Raw genomic sequence first — 19,721 nt, 5'->3', positions numbered from 1 at the left:
AAAGTCTTGTCACATCAATCACGTGATCTGCGATGTTTTAAATTAATTTTCAAAAAACTTAGATTTTTGAATACCTAAAGCAGCGATATTAGAGATTCTCGTGTCTTCAGAATAAATCGCAATTATGCTAAAATTATTCATGTGTGCCCTTTGGGTGCTTGGATTTTTTTTGGACTCAATTTCGCAAGCATCATTTATTGCACCTCGGAATAAGACTTTTGCTAAACCGGTATTACAAGTTTTTTCTGGAATTCAATGCAATATTTGTGAGATCGGAGACAAGGCTTTATCAAATATTACGAAAGAACACAAGCCATGTATTCCTAATATTATCAATTACCATGCAGGACCATTCGCAGTGCCCGCTAATTTGAATCAAAGAGATTTGAGAACTACTTGTGGCGAATTCATACGATCTCAATATAGTATCAACTCATATCCGGGTGCCATTTTGAATGGAAATTCAGGTAGAATTATTAATGCCAATCAATTTGAATCGAGTTATTTTAACATTGTAGAATATTATACTCCTGTGAATTTAGGTATAAAGACATTGTTTGATTCTGTAAGTCGCAAAATTCAAATAGAAGTTGAATTATATCCGATGCCTGGATTTTCTGATTCTTCTGCAATTTTGGACCTTCATTTAATCAGCAATGGAATCAAAGGTTTTCAGAAAATGTTAGATGGATCTGATAATTATCAATACATTCATAATAATGTTTTTATAGACGCAATCACACCCTGCCAGGGAGAATGGGTAAGATCCTTAAAAGTAAAAACGAGTAGAAGACTTCAATATACTTATGATTTAGCAAGTGAGTTAAATCCGTTGAATATTGAATGCATAGCCATCTTAAAAGGTTCTGATGGAACTTATTTTACTTCAGAAACCCAAAAGATTATTGATAGCCAGACAAAGCTTGGCTTGACTTTAAGTAATGATCAAGATTCTACTTGGTTGTTGAAACCAGGAGATATCCAGAAAATTGATTTTACAGCTATTAACTCTTCTGGAAAGCGGAGTGATTTTTTATTTTCTTTTAAAAAGGAAATTCCCGAATTCTGGAATGCTGAGTTCTTGATAGATGGCGAAAGTAAATCGGATAGCATCGCTGTGAGTTTGGAGTCCTCTGAGGAAAAATCAATTCGGATAATTATTCAAACAAATGGGTTTGCAGGATTTGGAGAGTTGTCATTTGAGTCTGTACAAATGGTTCCCAGTAATGTATGTGGCACCGATCCAATCCGTAAAAAAATTATATGCCAACCCGTAGAATGCAATACGCTGGTAGTCTATAATACTGCAAAACAAACAAACGGGCAAGAATGTAAAGTCAATTTATGGAAACCCATTACGGACGCACTGGATTGTTTTCTTTGTAAAGACTATGTTGTATTGAGCGATATTGAATTTGAGAAATTGTATTTGAATGAATATGAAAAAGTACCACGAGTCATTTACTATCAATTGGGTTGGGGGAATCCCCCTGTACGACCCGCAAATTACACTATAATGAGAAGATTTATGGATCTTGGGACTGGTGTTTTCATAGCGGGACAGGATATTGGATACCAAATGGCAAGTAACTTGCCAGGATCAAGCAGCAATCAAGCTTCTAAATATTTTCACAGTAGTTACTTGTCTGCTAGATTTCTCAACAATGGAGATAGCACAATCAATTACGCATTTGCAAATTCTAATGACCCTGAATTCGGCCATATTGGAACTTCGGATATTCTTCCTATATACAGAGATTCGATCAGTTTAAATTTATATCCCGATGTGATCAATTCAACCTCGGCGAATGCAAAAACACTATTTTCTTATACCGAAAATAAAATAGGAGGATATTATTTCGAACGGTTACCTCATAAAGTAATTTACTCAGGGGTAGGAATGGAAATGTTTGGCAACAAAAACTTCGTAAAAGAATTAATCACCAAAGCACATATTTGGTTTAACGGTTGCGATAAAATCATTTCAAATGCGAAACAACATGTAATAGAAAATCAAGTTTGTAGGTTTTATCCCAATCCGTTTAAGGATGTTCTTCATTTTGAATTCAAGTCTAACGATAAATTTGAAATAAAAATCTGGACAGCGGATTTAAAGTTGATCCTACACCAAATAAAAGTGGATAATTTAAATAGAATTTCTACAAGTAATTTGCCAACAGGAATATATTATTACACAATTATTGATAAAGAAAATCAAATCTACGCCAGTGGGGGCCTAATGAAAATGTGATTCCGATATGGAATACCATTTCATTTTTATTATTGAGACACAATTTTGATGATCCTCCTGCCAACGGAGATTTTTTAAATTGATAGTCGAACAATCCCGACGGAGGTGTAAGGTATCATACTTCGCCGTTTGGGGCGGAATTCGGATCCAGGGCTTGCCCAAGGGTTTATACCAGGGATTCATTGATAAAAAATTTATTCGATTTATCGTATTGTAAATTTATTAGTCGACACACATCGCCTTGTGAGGTGCATAAAGGGTATTGGGGTTAAAAAAAATTAACATAACTCGATTGAAAGATCTTTGTTAGTTCCCTATATATCATCGCTCCACGAACAACTTGGTAAATGCAGACTGATTAGAATCTTCAACCCTGAAATAAAAAATACCTTTTAGAAAACTTTGTAATGTGATTCATTGGTTCATTTCGGAAATGGAGTTTCCCCTTCGCCACAGCTAAGTTACTATTTATCAAAAGCTAAGCAAAGACTTTCCAGATATGATAATTATAGTTTTTTAGGAAATAAACACCATCACAAACGTTGTGCAAATCATATTTCTCTTTATGGAAATTGCAATATATTACCCTATTCGCTCCCTTCTCCACTTAGGTGGAGAACCTGTCTGCCGACCAGGCTGGGGGCTAAGGATGAGGCAAAGCTGTTTTCTTCTTTTTCCCTAACTTCGCGGCTCAATTTGACGTATGCGCATTTCATTCGATTGGTTAAAGCAGTATATAGATATTCAGGAAAGTGCGGAAGAAGTTTCACAGATTCTCACCTCTCTTGGACTGGAGGTCGAAGCTCTTGAAAAACTGGGTGTGCCCGATGAACACCTCGAAGGTGTTGTGGTGGGGGAAGTTTTGGAATGTTTGAAACATCCGAATGCCGATCGCTTGAAACTAACGAAAGTGGATGCCGGAAATGGGCAAATCCTGCAAGTTGTTTGTGGAGCGCCCAATGTGGCAACAGGTCAGAAAGTCCTGTTGGCTTTGGAGGGAGCAACATTGCATCCAACTCAAGGGGAAAGCTTTACCATTAAAAAAGGTAAAATAAGGGGCGAAGTTTCAGAAGGGATGATTTGTGCTGAAGACGAACTGGGCCTGGGGCAGTCGCATGACGGTATTCTGATATTGGATCCAATGAGCATCGTTGGCACTCCGGCGGCTCAAGTTGTAAAAAGGAATCATGACGTCATTTTCGAAATCGGATTGACACCCAACAGGGCAGATGCCACCAGTCATCTGGGAGTTGCAAAGGATCTGTTGGCTTGGTATAGAGTACACAGAGATGCTGGCAAAAAATTAAAAGTTTGGGAGCTCAAGGAAATTAAAAACGCAAAGGGTTCATTGAATATAAAGGTGACTGTTGAAGATCCGGCTTTGTGCCCGAGGTATAGCGGAATTTGTTTGAGCAACATCACTGTACAGGATTCTCCGGAGTGGTTGCAACAACGCATCAAGTCTATGGGCTTGCAGCCGATCAACAATGTCGTGGATCTCACCAATTTCATCATGTACGAAATGGGACAGCCTCTCCATGCATTTGATTATGATCAGATCCAACATCATGAGATCGTCGTAAAAAATTTACCGGAGGGGACGGCCTTTAAAACCCTGGATGAAGTCGAACGAAAGTTGCGTGCTGCCGACCTGATGATTTGCGATGGAAACGACCAACCCCTGTGTATGGCGGGAGTCTTTGGAGGAATAGGTTCCGGTGTTTCCGAAAAGACGGAAAGAATTTTTATTGAATCTGCACATTTCGATGCCTCCACGGTGCGCAGGGCGAGCATGGCACATAATTTAAGGACGCAGTCTGCCAGGTGTTTTGAAAAAGGTTCTGATCCCAATGACACTTTGTTTGCTTTGGAAAGAGCAGCTTTTTTATTAAAGGAAATTTGTGGTGCTGTAGTCGACTCTTCACTGATAGATCTGTATCCTCAGCTTATTCCTCCTGCAGAAATTCTTCTTGATACCAATCAGGCTATCCAGTTGTCGGGATTGAATCTGGATAAAGATGCATTGAAAAAAGTTCTCTTTGCATTAGAAATGGAATTGACCGATACGCAGGATGGAAACTTACGAGTGTTCGTACCTACCAACAAACCCGATGTGAAACGTGCAGCAGATCTGGTAGAAGAAATTTGTCGCGTGTATGGATTGGACTCCATTCCGGTTCCCGAAACCCTTAAAATATCATTTCCAAAAATTCTGAAGAACAATTACTTCCTGAAGAAAAAAATATCAGAGTGGTTGAGTCACACAGGCCTGCATGAAATCATGAGTTTATCCCTGGTTCGCTCAGCCCAATGTATAAAGACTGGAATATGGAAGGAAGAAGATCTGGTGTTTATTAACAATACTTCGAATATCCATTTGGATGTGATGAAACCTTCTATTTGTTTGGGCGGACTCGAAGTTTTACAATACAATGTCAACCGGCAACAAACCGACCTGGGCGTTTTTGAAATGGGAAAACAATACATTCGAAAGGACGGGACCATACTTGAAGACGATCTCATGGGGGTTTGGTTGTATGGAATGAAAGATGAACCGCATTGGAATTCCGGAAAACCTGTAACGCAGGATTTTTTCAGTCTTAAAGCTGTCTTCCAGGGACTGTTTGGATACTTAAATGTTCGGTCATTTCAAATTTCGGAAATAGAAGACAATTCCTTATTCGGATTTGGATTGCATTATTCTTTCAATGGACAATCGTTGGCCAAATTCGGTCGCTTGAATACCGATCTCAGTCATTCATTCGATCTTAAAAAAGAGGTTTGGTATGGCGAGGTTTATTTGAATGCAGTCCGCGAAGTTTTGGAGCTGAAATCCGGGAGCTATGTCGATTTTTCTAAATTTCCTTTGATCACAAGAGATCTGGCTTTGGTGGTTGACCAAAAAATTAAATTTGAAGCCATTGAGAAAAAGGCTAAGGATACATGCGGTGTTTTACTCAAAGAAATCCAGTTATTTGATATTTACAGGAATGAAGAGCAGCTTGGCCCCGGTAAAAAATCCATGGCCATCAGTCTGACTTTTGAACAGCAGGAAAGGCAGATGACCGGGGAGGAAATTGACAAACTAATGCAAAATCTGATTGCAGAATATGAACAACGGCTCGGGGCACTCATCAGGAGGTGATAGGGGGTTGCGTTTAGAGGCATTTGGGCATGTAGGCTTTTAGGTGTTTTGGGGAATAGATCTGGGTTGACTGAAGTAGAGATTTCGTTGTTTAATTTCTGCCACGAAGCCACTAGGACACGAAGGAGCACAAAGAATTTTTTCTGCGTTATTTGCGTCATCTACGGGAGCCCAAGCAAGACTTATTTCCCGCAGATTTACGCAGAGATATCGTATTACAGAAATTATCTATAAAAATTCGTCTGCGTCATCAGCGTCATCCGCGGGAAATTAATAGAAGGTGTTTTTCGAAAGTCGAAAAGTCGAAATTTAGGAATATCCACATTTCGGTTTCTGAACACTGATGTCTATGGATGATCATTTCGTTGCCTAATTTCTGCCACGAAGCCTCTAAGATCTGAAGGAACTCTAAGAACATCGAAGGCCAAAAAATCAGTACGGTTTACTTTTAAAACCGCTTTGTGAAGCTTTGTATCCTCGTGCTTTTGTGGCAAAACTTAGCGTCTACTTTAGGGAATTCATCAGAAATTCAGGATTTTTTCGTTATATTTGCATCAGGTGTGAAACAAAGAAAATCGTTAAACACCTAAATTATTTTTTAATATATAAAGGTCTGAAACGTAATTATTTACGTTAAGGCAGAGGATAAAGAGGCGTTTGATAAAGCAAAATGTATTTTTAAATTTTACATCATATAGCTTTTACATGTTTAGAATTAGCGAATTGGTTGAAGCATTGACCAGCTGAAATGTTAAGCTGACATTTCTTTAATAAACATGTAATCAATCATTTAACCTCATTTCCAAAGCGGAAGACCTGCTTAAAGATGTGATTATGCAGGAATTACTAGTTGCAATTATAGGTGGCTTGATGGCCGGAATGGGTATTGGCTACTTTGTAGTATTTGCCATTCTCAAGCGTTCCAACCAGCGAAAACTCGAAGAAATCAACCGGATCAGCGATCTGGAGATTGAAAAATCCAGAGTTACTTCCCAGCGATTGCTGGCAGAAGCAGAAATGAAAGCCGATAAAATCGTATCAAAAGCGGAACAAAAAAATGAGACGATTAAGCAACAAAAAATCCAGGAAGCCCGTGAAAATTTTGCCAAATTAAAATCGGATTTCGAAAGCTTCAAAACAACTCAATCGGTTGAATTGAAAGAGCGGGAAATGAAAGTCCTGGGGCTCGAAAAGGACTTGCAAGTTAAAACCAGCGATATAGAGAGTCGCGAATCTGAGGTCAAATTGTTGCGAGACAATCTCGATCTTCAAATGAAGATCGTGAGCAAGAAAAAGGAAGAGCTCGACCAGGCTAATGAAACCCGTATCAAAGAGCTTCAACAAATTGCAAGAATGAGTGAATCGGAAGCCAAAGACCATTTGTTGAAAGCAGTCAGGGCCAAGGTAAATACAGAGGCTTTGGCCATCGAACGCGAGGTTGTAGAACTGGCCAAAACCAATGCCAACAAAGAAGCTAAGAAAATAGTGATCCAAACCATCCAACGGATGTGTGCTGAGTATACCATTGAAAACTCTGTATCGGTATTCAACCTGGACAGCGACGATATAAAAGGTCAGATCATTGGCCGGGAAGGAAGAAATATCAGGGCTTTGGAAGCTGCTACAGGAGCGGAGATCGTTGTCGATGATACGCCTGAAGCGATTGTGATCTCGAGCTTCGATCCGATCCGGCGGGAAGTCGCGCGATTAGCTTTGAAAAGGTTGGTAGCAGATGGAAGGATCCATCCGGCACGAATTGAGGAAGTTGTTGCAAAAGTCAAAAAGCAACTCGACGAGCAAATAGTCGAAATTGGCGAAAGGACCATCGTCGATCTGGATATCCACGGACTCGACCCCTATCTTGTAAAAATGGTTGGCCGGATGCGTTTCCGTTCTTCTTACGGGCAAAATCTGCTGAAGCACTCCATGGAAACGGCCAATTTATGTGCCGTGATGTCGGCTGAATTGGGATTGAATCCAAAACAAATCAAGTTGGCAAAAAGAGCGGGCTTGCTCCACGATATCGGAAAAGTCGCCGAAGAAGAATCCGAACTATCCCATGCTTTGTTCGGAATGAAACTTTGTGAAAAGTACAATGAAAATCCGGTAATCATCAATGCGGTCGGTGCTCACCACGACGAAATCGAAATGAACAACATCATTTCCCCGATCGTCCAGGCTTGTGATGCCATTTCAGGAGCAAGGCCGGGTGCAAGACGAGAAATTCTCGAAAGTTATTTAAAACGCATCAACGAACTGGAAGAACTGGCCATGAACTACGAAGGGGTATCCAAAGCGTATGCTCTTCAGGCCGGGCGTGAATTGCGGGTTATCGTCGAAAGCGAAAAAGTTACAGATCAATATGCAGATGATTTAGCATTTATGATTTCCCAAAAAATCCAGGATGAAATGCAATATCCGGGGCAGGTCAAGGTTACGGTCATCCGGGAGAAAAGGGCGACTGCGTTTGCGAGGTAGGTAGGATTAAATGCTGAAAGCTGTAAAGCCAAAAGCTTTAAGCCAAGAACATCATTACAGTAGGATAAAAGTTAATTGTTTTTTCAGAAGTTGATGTCCGGTTAATGTCCATTGAATACTTGAATTGCAATGATTGCCACAAAGTGATAATATGGATTTTCTTCAAAAGCTTTGAGCTTTTTAGCTTCAAGCTTTAAGCTATCCTCACTTCCTCTCCACCCGAATCGCAACCCTCCTGTTGAGTTCTCTTCCCGCTTCGCTACTGTTATCTGCAACCGGATGTTCCTGACCATATCCTTCTGAACTGAGACGGGCCGCATCAATGCCTCTCGCGATCAAAGCCTGCATAACAGCATCTGCCCTTGCTTTTGATAGTTCTAAATTGCCCTGTGGATCTCCAACATTATCCGTATAACCGCCAATTTTGAATTCAACTTTTGGCATGGCTTTCATGATGCGGGCGATGTTTTCAATTTGTTCGTCTGAGATGTTATTGAGTGTGGCGCTGCCCGATTGGAATAAGATACGATCAAAATTGAACCAGGTATTTTTATCGATAATGCTTGATTTGCTTTGAAGCCATTCCAGTAATTTAAGTTCAACTCCTTGCTCCGGTAAACTCAAATTAAAAGTATCCAAACGGATATTGATCATCTTCCCCAAGCGATCCCAGCGGGCTTTGAAATAAAGACCAGCAGAGTCAAATTTGGCATATGCTGCTTTAATGGCCATTTCTGCTTTAATGGCTGACGAATCGACGGCGGCAGTAAATCCGCGCATCGCATTTTTTGTGCGGTCAGTCCATTCCCGGTCCCTGCATGATTGAACCTGGGTCCACAAAAAACCGATCAACACAACTGTACCGATCAGCCAAAACCACCAATTTCTGTTTTCGTTCATAGAGTTTATCGCATTACAAATTCAAACCAGTAAATTTTAATCCTCAAGCAGTTACAGGTATTCCTGTAAATTTAAACTGACTTACTTGCAAAATTAGAAGGCTATGACGGTATTTTATTAAATCATTTGTTATTCCGGATAATTTTCGATCAGAGATCAGTATTTTGCTGGATAAAAAAATTCAAAATGGATCTGGAACATTTAAAATATCCGGTTGGCAGATGGCAAAAGCCACAAGAATACCCTTTGGTTCAAATTCAAGGCTGGATCAATGAACTTAAAGCACTACCGGGGCAGATTGAGTCCGCTTTGGATGGGCGGGGGGATGAAATATATACATACCGCTACCGCCCCGGAGGATGGACTTTAAGACAGTTGATCCATCATGTTGCAGACAGTCATATGAATGCCTATGTTCGTCATAAACTCGCTTTTACCGAAAATCAACCCAGAATTTGTGCATACCTCGAACAAGAATGGGCAAAGCTTGAAGATGTTGAAATGATTAACCCTAAAATATCAGTGGTTCTTCTTGGAGCCTTGCATACGAGATGGACAGTTTTTTTGGAAAGTATCCAAAATGAGCAATGGGATTTCCAATTTCTGCATCCTGAACACAATAGACTGATCAGCCTCAAAGAATCGGTCAGTATGTATGCCTGGCACAGCAGGCACCATCTGGCACATATCAAAATCGCGTTAAGCCAGCCCTCATAGTCCTTTTCGTTCTCTGCTGTTTCTTACCTTTGCGGCCCTATGGAGCAAATGGAAGAATTATCGAAACGGCGAACCTTTGGAATAGTTTCCCATCCCGATGCCGGGAAAACGACCCTGACTGAAAAATTACTTTTGTTTGGAGGCGCCATTCAAACAGCAGGGGCTGTAAAATCCAATAAAATCAAGAAACATGCAACTTCCGATTTTATGGATATTGAACGTCAAAGAGGTATTTCTGTAGCGACATCGGTGATGTCTTTTCCATATCGGGATTTGCAGATCAACATCCTCGATACCCCGGGCCACAAAGATTTTGCTGAAGATACGTACCGCACCCTGACTGCGGTAGATAGTGTCATAGTGGTCATTGATGTAGCCAAAGGTGTTGAGGAGCAAACAGAAAAACTGGTCGAAGTTTGCAGAATGCGCAAAACGCCGATCATTGTGTTTATTAATAAACTGGATCGCGAAGGAAAAGATGCGTTTGATTTATTGGATGAGATCGAAATGAAGTTATCCTTGAAAGTAACTCCGCTTTCGTGGCCCATCGGTATGGGGCAGACTTTTAAAGGAGTTTACAGTCTGTACGAGAAAAAGTTCATCCACTTTAAACCCCATGGAAAGCAGGAGGACGAAGAAGTGATAGCACTGAACGATGTAAACGATCCGAAGTTTTCTGAGCTCATTGGCGAGCGCAGCCATGCAAGTCTGACCCATGATCTTGAAACACTCACAACCGTTTATCCGGATTTTAACAGAGAAGACTACCTGGAAGGTAGAGTCAGCCCGGTTTTCTATGGAAGTGCAGTCAATAATTTTGGGGTACGCGAATTGCTGGATTGCTTTGTGGAGATTGCACCCAACCCTTTATCCAGAGAAACGGAAGAAAGATGGGTGCAACCCGAAGAGGAAAAATTAACGGGATTTGTATTTAAAATCCACGCCAATATGGATCCGCGTCACCGGGACCGGATCGCTTTTTTTAGAATTTGCTCTGGTGTTTTTAAAAGAAATACGAATTATTACCATGTGCGTTTGAATCGACAATTCAGATTTGCAAATCCGACGGCATTTATGGCCGCCCGAAAAGAAGTTGTGGAAGAAGCCTATCCGGGGGATGTGGTCGGATTATTTGATACCGGAAATTTTAAGATCGGTGATGCCCTGACTGAAGGAGAAGCTTTACATTTTAAGGGGATTCCCAGGTTTTCACCTGAAATTTTCAGATATGTCAATAATGCAGATCCATCCAAATTCAAGCAATTTGCCAAAGGACTGGATCAACTTATGGACGAGGGGGTTGCGCAAATGTTTATAAAAGAAGACAATCAACGAAAAATTATCGGTGTAGTAGGAGCACTTCAGTTTGACGTAATTCAATACAGAATGGAACACGAATATGGCGCATCCTGCACTTACGAACCAATTCAAATGAGCAAGGCATGTTGGGTATCATCCGCAGACAAAGTCAAACTTAGCGAGTTTATTGCCAGGCGAAAAAAAGATTTGGCCAGAGACAAAGATGACAAACTCGTTTTTCTGGCAGAAAGTGCCTGGACATTGAAACTCGTTCAGGAAAATTTTCCAGATGTGATGTTTCATACGAGCAGTGAGTTTGAGGAATGAGTTGGCAGGGAGAAGTTGGCAGTCGGCAGTTGTTGGTTGTTAGAAGTTAGAAGTTAGTTGTTAGATGATGCGGATAACAAACATTCGTTAGTTTTTATCAAATTAACAAGCAGTCAAACAGTCATCCCGATAAAATTGCATAATAATTTAGTAAAGAAATAATTCTCTATATTTTATCGGGCCTACAAGCCTACAAGCCTACAAGCCTACAAGCCTAAAAGCCTACAAGCCTACAAGCCTACAAGCCTACAAGCCTAAAAGCCTACAAGCCTACAAGCCTAAAACCAATCCTATTCACGAGTTAGCCATTTTCTTAAGTGCCGTTTGAGCGGGCTCTCCTTTCCCTATTATTTTGGATTTTGCTTGTTCCAGGGTTCCATGTTGATGGATTTCTTCGGGCGTTAATGAAAGTCTGAGCGTGCCGAAAAGCCAGTCTGACAGGGGTAATAAAAAGTTTACATTGGCTTCTGTATCTACATGATGAATGTAATGATGTCTGTCCAGAAACTTAAACCAAAATGTGGACTCCATATATGGATGTGAGCCTGGCCTGTGGATGGAGTCGTGTACTGTAATGAAGAGATTGGATACAACCAGGGAGCCGGCGACCTGCCCATATAAAAAAATATGATCGTGGATCAACAACCACGATGGTATCATGATCAAAGCAATTGCCAAAACAAAGTAAAACAGATAATGCATGGAGAAAACAAGGGCATTTCCAAAAATATTTTCGTAAGTTTCTGTATTGTTTTTTGAAAACAAGGAAATTCTGCGTGCTTTGCCTCCTGTAACATATCTCCAGGTTGGGAAATAAACATAGTGATGGCTTAAGTGGTGGACTCTGTAAATAGGTTTTAGAATTGGGATGACTACACGATGATAAACATATCTGTGGACAAGCCATTCATAAGGGGATGCTGCAATAAAGACAAATACAAAACCAAGAATTACTTTGAAAACTGTTGTGAATGCATTTTCTGGAAATTTACTGATAAGCCAAAGTGCCGACAAAAGAAATAGAAATAATAAGCCAAAAGCAATAACGATTCTGTAGGCATTGATGTGCGTGTTTGACCTTATGATTGATTGTTGGATCATGATTATTGATTTTTACTCTTATCAAAGTTACTACAAGAATAATTTCAATTTGTGAAATTTTCCGTGGTGGTCACTGTAGCATATCTCAGGTAACAAATTTTAGTCTGCTGGATTTCATTTGTTTCATTACATGGCTGGCCGGATGCCAGCTTCTTAAACTTTGCGGTAAATTTGACAGGAGAACAAACGGACGGTCGGTTCTTTATGAAAGCATGTTAAATTTCCATCGAATAAAATTACATGTTCAGAATATAGCTGCTATAAAGATTTGTCATTCCATGGTTAATTCACATATACTTTACGTATGATTGGAACTCCCGCAACTACAAATTCATTATTTTTACACGGGATCACTTCATGCTATTTGACGTGAACTTAAATTGTGAGTCGCTAGTAAATTGGATGTAGATTGAAAAACATAGCCTGGTTTTATCTTTTAGCTGCTGCATTGATGGAAGTTCTGTGGATGATATCGTTGAGATACATGAAAATAAAAGAAATCAAAGCTATTGCCTGGTCCGAATTTTTTACTCATACCGCTGGTATCAAGACCCTGTGGCCATTGTTGGGATACCTTGGATTTGGATTGTTGAATGTTGTTTTTATATCGTACGCGATGAAAACCATACCCATGTCAATTGCTTTTGCAGTCTGGATGGGTCTGGCATTGTTTGGCTCGGCCTGTATCGACGCATATTTTTTTAAACAAAGTCTGAATGTGCTTCAGATTTTATGCCTTGGATTGATTTTGCTGGGAGTTATCGGACTCAAAACGGCGAAGGTTTGAGTTCCTAAAAGTGCAAGAAGACCGAAGGAAGAACTGCAAATATTCAATACCTATTACTCTCTCAATTAAAGGTCAGGCTTATTCATGGCCAATTTTATCCCCGGATGTAAACTTCTTAAATGCATCCTGAGCTCCATTGAATGCTCGAAAATAAATTTACATATAAAATAAATGTAATATATAAATTAAATATAATCAATTAAATAATTGATATTAACGGTAGTTTAAATTCCAGGTGGATTGGCCATATACGGAATCGGAGATTTAATTTTTAAAAAATTAAATTTAAGACTAACTAAGATTAAATGTGAAATTATACATTTGCACAATTAAGTTAATTTAGTCTTAAAACAATAATTCCTATGAAAAAACTACTTGTTACAAAATGGCTGTTTGTGTTGGCTATTTCGGTCGTGGTCATCAGTTCCTGCCAAAAATCAGAAGAAGAAGCAACGACCGGAACCGAATTGAAATCTTATGAAAATGACGTTTATCACGAATGGATCCAGGTATTTCTGGAATTGGATCGTTATGCATCGTTTTTCAGACCGGGACCCGCACCCAGAGCTCTTGCATACATGAACCTCAGCAATTACGAGGCATGTATCGCTGGGTTGCCTGAGTATCAATCCTTGCAATACAAGCTGGGGATAACAGATATGCCTCCGGTCAAAAATAATCTTTATTGGCCCGCAGTGATCAATGCATCCAATGCCTATTTGATGAACAAGTTTTTTGAAACGGTCACATTTAGAGATAAGGATGGAAATATCCTGAATAAACAAGAGATCCTTAATACCATATCCAGGAAAGAAATAGAACTAAGGGCTCAATACAGGAATGATGCAACCGAGCAAACCCTATTAAATTCTGAAGCTCATGGACGTGAAGTCGCTACTGCTATCTGGAGATTTTCCATCAGCGATCCCGTTGGTCACAATGCGCATTTGAACCCATTTCCAGTTCCTGTCAACGCTACGGGTTGCGAATGGGTGCCAACAGATCCATTGACCATTGCTGACAGAGGTCTTTACGCACAATGGGGCCAGGTACGTCGGTTTGGTTTGGACAGGAATGACCTGGATGCATTAATTGCTCCTTTTAATTGTGATCCGGAGCCTACCTCAAGCATGTATCTGCAGGCTTATGAATGTTATACACTTACCAATCTGGCCAGGTTTGATCCCAGAGGAGAAAACGAACACATGGCTGAGTTTTGGAGCGATGACAGAGTGGGTTGGACTTTTAGCCCACCGGCAAGATATGCAGCAATTGCTGATCAGATCGCAGAGAAAGAAAACTTTGATCTGGCAAAAACTTGTGTGCTCTATGCGCAGTTGGGTATGGCTTTAAACGATGCAGCCGTCATTGCCTGGTACAATAAGTACAAATACAATATTGAAAGACCGATTACTTATATCCAAAGAGTCATTGATCCAAAATTCTCCATTCCCTGGCTTGGCTTTACTCCGCCATTTCCTGCCTATCCATCAGGACATGCTACCTTTGGTTTTGCTGGCGTTGGTATATTGGAATCATATGTAGGAAGTTCCTATCCTTTCACAGATTATTGCCATGCAAACAGAACCGACTTTAATGGAAAGCCGAGAAGTTTTAATTGCCTGAGAGATCTGGCTAATGAAAATGCTTACAGTCGTTTGCCATTGGGTGTTCACTTCCGAATGGACTACGACAGTGGAAATTTCTGTGGAATTTTAGCAGCAAGAAAAGTACTTCAGCTTCCATGGAAGAAATAGTATTATAATAGGTAATTAATTGCAAATCGTTCAATTAGTGGATTGCGCGGCCCCGTGTAGTCCACTTTTTTTTTGAATCTTAGCAAACTGCCTTATAAAATGTTTTTGAGCGCAAATTCTGAATATGGATTTCTTAGAATTTACTAAGATTTATTCTGTTTAAATATTATTTAAGCACTTTTGTCAATTTATTTGGCATTTACAATTACTGAATATTACAAATATATAATTTTGTATTTAAAGACACACTCCCTATCGGGTAAAAATAATCAGCAGCCAGGTTGCAAGTTGTGAAAGCAACTTTTGGATTATTTTTCTGTAATACTGGTAAATTTTATTTTTTAATTGAGACTTTATGATGTTCCACTTTGAATCTTTTTTTATGAATAAATTATTACTGCTTTCTTTAATCGGATCGTTGTCTTTTTCCTTAAATGCACAATCTCAGAATAAATCTGATACCTTAGAACATTATTCGTTACTTGAAATTACAATTCAAGGATTAAATAAAGAAAAAGAACTCAATTATTTGCAGCCTATTCATTCAACTTATTTATGTTCCAGGTACGAAAAATGAAGTAATCTGTTTAAGTCAGAAAAACCTGGCTTTGTCTGAGAAATATGCAAGGCAAATATTTTCTAAAGTTCCCGGTGTTTTTGTTTATGATATGGATGGCACGGGTAATCAGATGAATATATCGACACGTGGACTCGATCCTCATCGTGGTTGGGAATTTAACATTCGCAAAGATTTTGTAATTACGAATTCAGACATGTATGGTTATCCAGCCAGCCATTACAACATACCTATTGAGGCTGTGGAGAGAATCGAATTACTGCGAGGCACAGCAGCAGTTCAGTATGGTGCTCAATTTGGAGGTATGCTGAATTATGTAAGTAAGCAACCGGATTCCACCCGGGCATTTGCATATGAAGGCATTCATACTTTGGGTAGCTACGATTTGATCAGCAGTTTTCATCGCTTTTCTGGTACCTTATCGAAATGGAAATACAACGTATGGGTAAATAAAAAATGGAATGGAGGTTACCGGGAAAACAGTGATTCCGAATACAATGCGGAGGGGATCAGTATATCATATTCGCCGCAACCCCGTCTCGATTTGAAATTTGAATGGACGCATTCCAATTATATTATTCATCTGGCCGGTCCATTGAACGATAGTATGTTTGCTGCAAATCCACAGCAATCCACTCGATCCAGGAATTATTACAATCCCAATATACATGTACCTTCTGTATCTGTCAATTATAAATTGGGATCTCAGACCAAGTTGTCTTTGATTGCATCTTCAGTTTTAGGATATAGAAATAGTGTAATGTTCGACAGACCTGTAAATATTCCGGATACCCTATCGCATGAAAGTCTGCAATATGCCAACCGCCAGGTTGATATTGATCAATTCAACAGTTACACGGTTGAGAGCAGATTGATTCACGAGTATAAATTGAAAAAAATGTACAATGCATTCGTATTCGGAGCACAATACATGAACAATGATTTATTCAGGCGGCAACAGGGAAAAGGAACAACAGCTTCGGATTTTGATCTGACCATTGAGCCTGATTCCTGGGTCCGGAGTTTACATTACAAAACAAAGAATATTGCCCTATTCGCAGAAAACTTATTGCGTTTTACACCTTCTTTTTCTATGAAAGCGGGTTTGCGTTATGAAAATGGAGCATCTGATTTTACTGGATTGATCAGGTATTATGCAGACAGTATCTTGCCAAATACCATTCGGCATCAATTTCCGTTGATCGCTGTCAGTTCCGAATACGAGATGAGCAAAAGACTTAAATTTTATGCGGGTTGGTCACAAGCATACCGTCCTGTGATTCTCAAAGATATTATCCCGGGATCCATTTATGAAGAAGTAAATAAAGATTTGAAAGATGCCGATGGATACAATTTTGAAGTTGGGTTGAAAGGTCATTGGGGTCCATTCCGGTATGACTTGAATTATTTTATTTAAAATACAACAATCGATTGGGAACATTGGCACAGACCGATGATCGCGGTAATCTTATTATTTACAGGACCAATATTGGTGATTCAAAAACCAGTGGTGTAGAATCCTACTTAGAATGGAGTGAGGATGTGACAGATTTATTCAATCTGACGGCCAGTTCTGCGGTGTCCTATATGCACGGTATCTATACAAATGCTTCAGTCAGATCCGGAAATGAGAACGTATCCATCAATGGAAATAAAGTTGAAAGTGTACCTGATTGGATTATCAGAAGCCAGGTAAATTTTAAATGGAGAACTTGCGCTTTATCTATTCTTCATAGTTATACTTCTTCAACTTTTGCTGATCCTTTAAATACAGTGAATGCAAATTCTACAGGATCTGTGGGATGGGTACCTGAATATCATTTGTTCGATCTTAGTATCTCAATAGAGCTCAGCAAATCATTAAAATTGACTGCTAACGCCAGTAATTTATTTGATAAGAGCTATTTTACAAAGAGGCCACAGTTTTATCCCGGTCCCGGTATCTGGCCATCAGATGGAAGGACGTTGTCAGCGACCATAAGTGTTCAATTATAATATTTTAAAGCAAAGTTTAAAGGCTGATTTATCTGGATTGCTGTGGAAGTGCTTTTATATGGGCTTTGTAGGGTACTCCGTTTATTTTTGAGCCATCCTGCGCTACAATCCCTTTGACATCATAAAAATTGCCTGCAGCCGAAACGGCTTTTATTCCGAGGTATTTGCCATCCTTGGTAATCGCTTTGATGTGATAAATATTTCCATCTTTTTTCAAACCTTTAATATCCAGTACATTTCCTTCATCATCTATGGCCTTGATATCAATGATTTCTCCGGTAGAGGAAATTGCTTTTACGGGAGCATATTTATCGCTGGATTCCAAAATTTTTACGGGCAAATGAGCTTTTCCCTGATAGGCTTTTACATCCAATAAATGAAAATCACCACCAGTGGAGAATGCTTTTACTTGAAACTTTTCGCCCGAAGATGTAATCGCAGTTACCTGAAAGCATTTGCCAGTTGGATCAATGGCCCGAAGAATCCAGGGTTTTTCATCTGTCGAACTGAGAATTTGGGGCATGGCTTTGATATGCGCAAAAAAACTTTGTGAATGGACAATACCCTCTTCATCAGATTCAGCGAACTTGACACCTTTGATATCGTGTAGCAAACCCGAAGGTGAAACGGCTTTAACACCATACTGTGTTTTGTCGCCTTGCAGCATTTTAATACTTATGATGTTTCCTTTTTTTCAACGCCCTTGATATCATATTTTAGATTGTTTGTTGAAACGGCTTTGATATCCAGAATTTTACCATCCTGGTCAATGGCTTTAACGGGGTAGGGCGGTTTTCCACCTTTCAGAATTTTAATGGGAAGATATTTGCCGTTTTTAATGGCTTTGACATCCAGAAACTGTGTGTTTTCGGTCTCCACGAGAGCTTTGACATCGTATTTGTTACCGGCCTCGTCAAAAGCCTTTACATCGATAAGATCTCCATTGGGCAAAATGGCTTTGACGTTCCAAATTTCCTGGGCATTCAGGGTAAGGATCGAAATAAAAAGCATACATACTAAAGAAAATGAAGTTTTCATAAAAGTGTTTTAGAGATATTTTAATCCGGATACGAAGTGAGAAATTCCTTCATGTTTAAGTGAATCTATTCGAAACAGAAATCGGTTCATTTTAATGACAAATTTACACCGTGTTTAGTCAGAAATTTATCCCATAATTCTGTGACTGAGCATTTTTTTATTTAAAGTCCTCCAATCTAAGGATGAAACCTTGTAATTCATGGATGTAACGCAGAGCTTTTATAGGACATCTATTTGGACTTTTCGTCAAATGGAAAGTGCATCAAATGCAACTATTGAAACTTACAAATCAAGCAAATATACGATGTACATATCAGCATTTATGAATTATTAAAAGTATGTTCAATTTTAATCCAAAGCTCGCATAATAATTCAAGAAACTGCAGGATCAGGATGCAGTTTACGAAGAGAAAAATTGCGATCCTGCTATAAAAATGGGGAATTTGTTTTTTGTAAAAAAGCTTAATCAAAACCCAAAAGATAAAGAAGTTGGTGAAGATGATTTGAAACAAATAAAATTTCCAATGCAAAACATTGAATGATAAGAGTCCGCCCCAGACAAGGTAAAATACCGCAAAAAACATGTAAGTCGTCGACATAGTATAGCTGGTAATCGCCAGCGATTCGATATAACTGTAAAGGCCTTTACTCAGGATCAAATACAGCAAAAGTCCCATGAGGGGAAAACTCAGGATATTGAGCCACTGCCCGTGATTGATGAAGATCTTTGTGCTTTCCTGGCTGGAGAAAGTGAGACCTTCCAGATAGACCGGATGAAATCCGATTTTATGAATGATCATGCGGTGACAAAGAATGGACAGCGTGACCCAAATAATAAAATAGCTGATTGGAGATTGGTACTTTTTTCTTTTTCCGTCAATATATTCCTGTAGGACAACACCAGGCCTTAAAATCATGTGCCTGGTAGTCCCCAGTAAGCTTTTATCGGCATGTGTAAACGTATGGATGAGGTCGTCAAGAATATTTTTCCATTTTAATTTACCTGTAGCAGCCGATTGTCCGCATTCAGGACAATAATTTCCCAATACTTGGGTTCCGCAATTGAGGCAATTTTTCATTCCGGATAGAATGGTTTCAGTGCTATATTTTATTCCATACGCATTTCAAAGTAACTAACAAGCAAAGTTTATTTTGACATCAATCGTTTTTTCCATTTCTTTTTGAACGGGGTTTTTCTTTTGAATTTTTAAGAGAATCGATTTTATCTTGTTCGAATTCTTTGTTTTCTGATACTTTGCGGCTTGTGTCGGTTCCGGTCCTATCCGGTGAAGTGGTTTTTATAACGGGATCTTTTGAAGGGTGCATGGGTTTTGCCGTATTTTTGTTCG

Annotated in this window: 15 protein-coding genes; 9 read left to right on the top strand and 6 right to left on the bottom strand. The window is 39.4% G+C overall.

Annotated features, from left to right (window positions below; translation table 11 throughout):
- The first annotated feature begins 124 nt into the window (after positions 1-124).
- The 3 genes from IPM34_12745 to rny all read left to right on the top strand — a co-directional run bounded on the left by IPM34_12745 (position 125) and on the right by rny (position 7,874).
- A complete protein-coding gene (locus IPM34_12745) occupies positions 125-2,251 on the top strand; it encodes an Omp28-related outer membrane protein (GenBank protein MBK8956403.1) in 2,127 nt (708 codons plus the stop codon).
- A gap of 703 nt (positions 2,252-2,954) precedes the next feature.
- Entirely contained in the window at positions 2,955-5,396 is a 2,442-nt protein-coding gene (locus IPM34_12740; protein ID MBK8956402.1) for a phenylalanine--tRNA ligase subunit beta, read from the top strand.
- 834 nt (positions 5,397-6,230) lie between these two features.
- Positions 6,231-7,874, top strand: coding sequence for a ribonuclease Y (gene rny, locus IPM34_12735; GenBank protein MBK8956401.1), 1,644 nt, complete (start codon positions 6,231-6,233; stop codon positions 7,872-7,874).
- Positions 7,875-8,078: 204 nt separating this feature from the next.
- On the opposite strand, the gene IPM34_12730 is transcribed toward rny, so the two are convergent.
- Positions 8,079-8,774, bottom strand: a complete 696-nt coding sequence (locus tag IPM34_12730; GenBank protein MBK8956400.1) for an OmpA family protein — start codon at positions 8,772-8,774, stop codon at positions 8,079-8,081.
- Positions 8,775-8,960: 186 nt separating this feature from the next.
- On the opposite strand from IPM34_12730, the gene IPM34_12725 reads away from it, so the two are divergent.
- Both IPM34_12725 and IPM34_12720 read left to right on the top strand, forming a co-directional pair.
- The gene (locus tag IPM34_12725; GenBank protein ID MBK8956399.1) at positions 8,961-9,491 is read left to right on the top strand and encodes a putative metal-dependent hydrolase; all 531 of its coding nucleotides are present in this window, start codon (positions 8,961-8,963) and stop codon (positions 9,489-9,491) included.
- Between the two features lie 39 nt (positions 9,492-9,530).
- Positions 9,531-11,117, top strand: coding sequence for a peptide chain release factor 3 (locus IPM34_12720; GenBank protein ID MBK8956398.1), 1,587 nt, complete (start codon positions 9,531-9,533; stop codon positions 11,115-11,117).
- 294 nt (positions 11,118-11,411) lie between these two features.
- Here the strand turns inward: IPM34_12720 and IPM34_12715 are convergent, their stop codons facing one another.
- Positions 11,412-12,218 carry a hypothetical protein gene (locus IPM34_12715; GenBank protein ID MBK8956397.1) on the bottom strand — a complete coding sequence of 269 codons (807 nt, stop codon included), beginning with the start codon at positions 12,216-12,218 and terminating at the stop codon, positions 11,412-11,414.
- Between the two features lie 409 nt (positions 12,219-12,627).
- Here IPM34_12715 and IPM34_12710 point away from each other — a divergent pair, with 409 nt between their 5' ends.
- The 4 genes from IPM34_12710 (at position 12,628) to IPM34_12695 (ending at position 17,334) form a co-directional block, all read left to right on the top strand.
- Positions 12,628-13,005, top strand: a complete 378-nt coding sequence (locus IPM34_12710) for a hypothetical protein (protein MBK8956396.1) — start codon at positions 12,628-12,630, stop codon at positions 13,003-13,005.
- Positions 13,006-13,367: 362 nt separating this feature from the next.
- On the top strand, positions 13,368-14,762 hold the full coding sequence (locus IPM34_12705; GenBank protein MBK8956395.1) for a vanadium-dependent haloperoxidase: 1,395 nt from the start codon (positions 13,368-13,370) through the stop codon (positions 14,760-14,762).
- 608 nt (positions 14,763-15,370) lie between these two features.
- Positions 15,371-16,756, top strand: coding sequence for a TonB-dependent receptor (locus tag IPM34_12700; protein MBK8956394.1), 1,386 nt, complete (start codon positions 15,371-15,373; stop codon positions 16,754-16,756).
- 14 nt (positions 16,757-16,770) lie between these two features.
- Positions 16,771-17,334 (top strand): TonB-dependent receptor, encoded by a 564-nt coding sequence (locus tag IPM34_12695; GenBank protein ID MBK8956393.1) that lies wholly within the window; start codon positions 16,771-16,773, stop codon positions 17,332-17,334.
- Between the two features lie 28 nt (positions 17,335-17,362).
- Here the strand turns inward: IPM34_12695 and IPM34_12690 are convergent, their stop codons facing one another.
- From IPM34_12690 to IPM34_12675, 4 genes are all read right to left on the bottom strand, one after another.
- Positions 17,363-18,001 (bottom strand): hypothetical protein, encoded by a 639-nt coding sequence (locus tag IPM34_12690; GenBank protein MBK8956392.1) that lies wholly within the window; start codon positions 17,999-18,001, stop codon positions 17,363-17,365.
- An 8-nt stretch (positions 18,002-18,009) separates the two neighbouring features.
- Positions 18,010-18,372 (bottom strand): hypothetical protein, encoded by a 363-nt coding sequence (locus tag IPM34_12685; protein ID MBK8956391.1) that lies wholly within the window; start codon positions 18,370-18,372, stop codon positions 18,010-18,012.
- Positions 18,373-18,692: 320 nt separating this feature from the next.
- Positions 18,693-19,451 (bottom strand): DUF3667 domain-containing protein, encoded by a 759-nt coding sequence (locus IPM34_12680; protein MBK8956390.1) that lies wholly within the window; start codon positions 19,449-19,451, stop codon positions 18,693-18,695.
- Positions 19,452-19,530: 79 nt separating this feature from the next.
- A complete protein-coding gene (locus IPM34_12675; GenBank protein ID MBK8956389.1) occupies positions 19,531-19,698 on the bottom strand; it encodes a hypothetical protein in 168 nt (55 codons plus the stop codon).
- Between the last annotated feature and the right edge of the window lie 23 nt (positions 19,699-19,721).

The sequence above is a fragment of the Saprospiraceae bacterium genome (genome assembly GCA_016716185.1).
In the GTDB taxonomy this organism is placed as follows: Bacteria; Bacteroidota; Bacteroidia; order Chitinophagales; family Saprospiraceae; genus Vicinibacter.
Note: the sequence above shows the minus strand (reverse complement) of the source record. Positions and strands in the feature narration are given on the sequence as shown.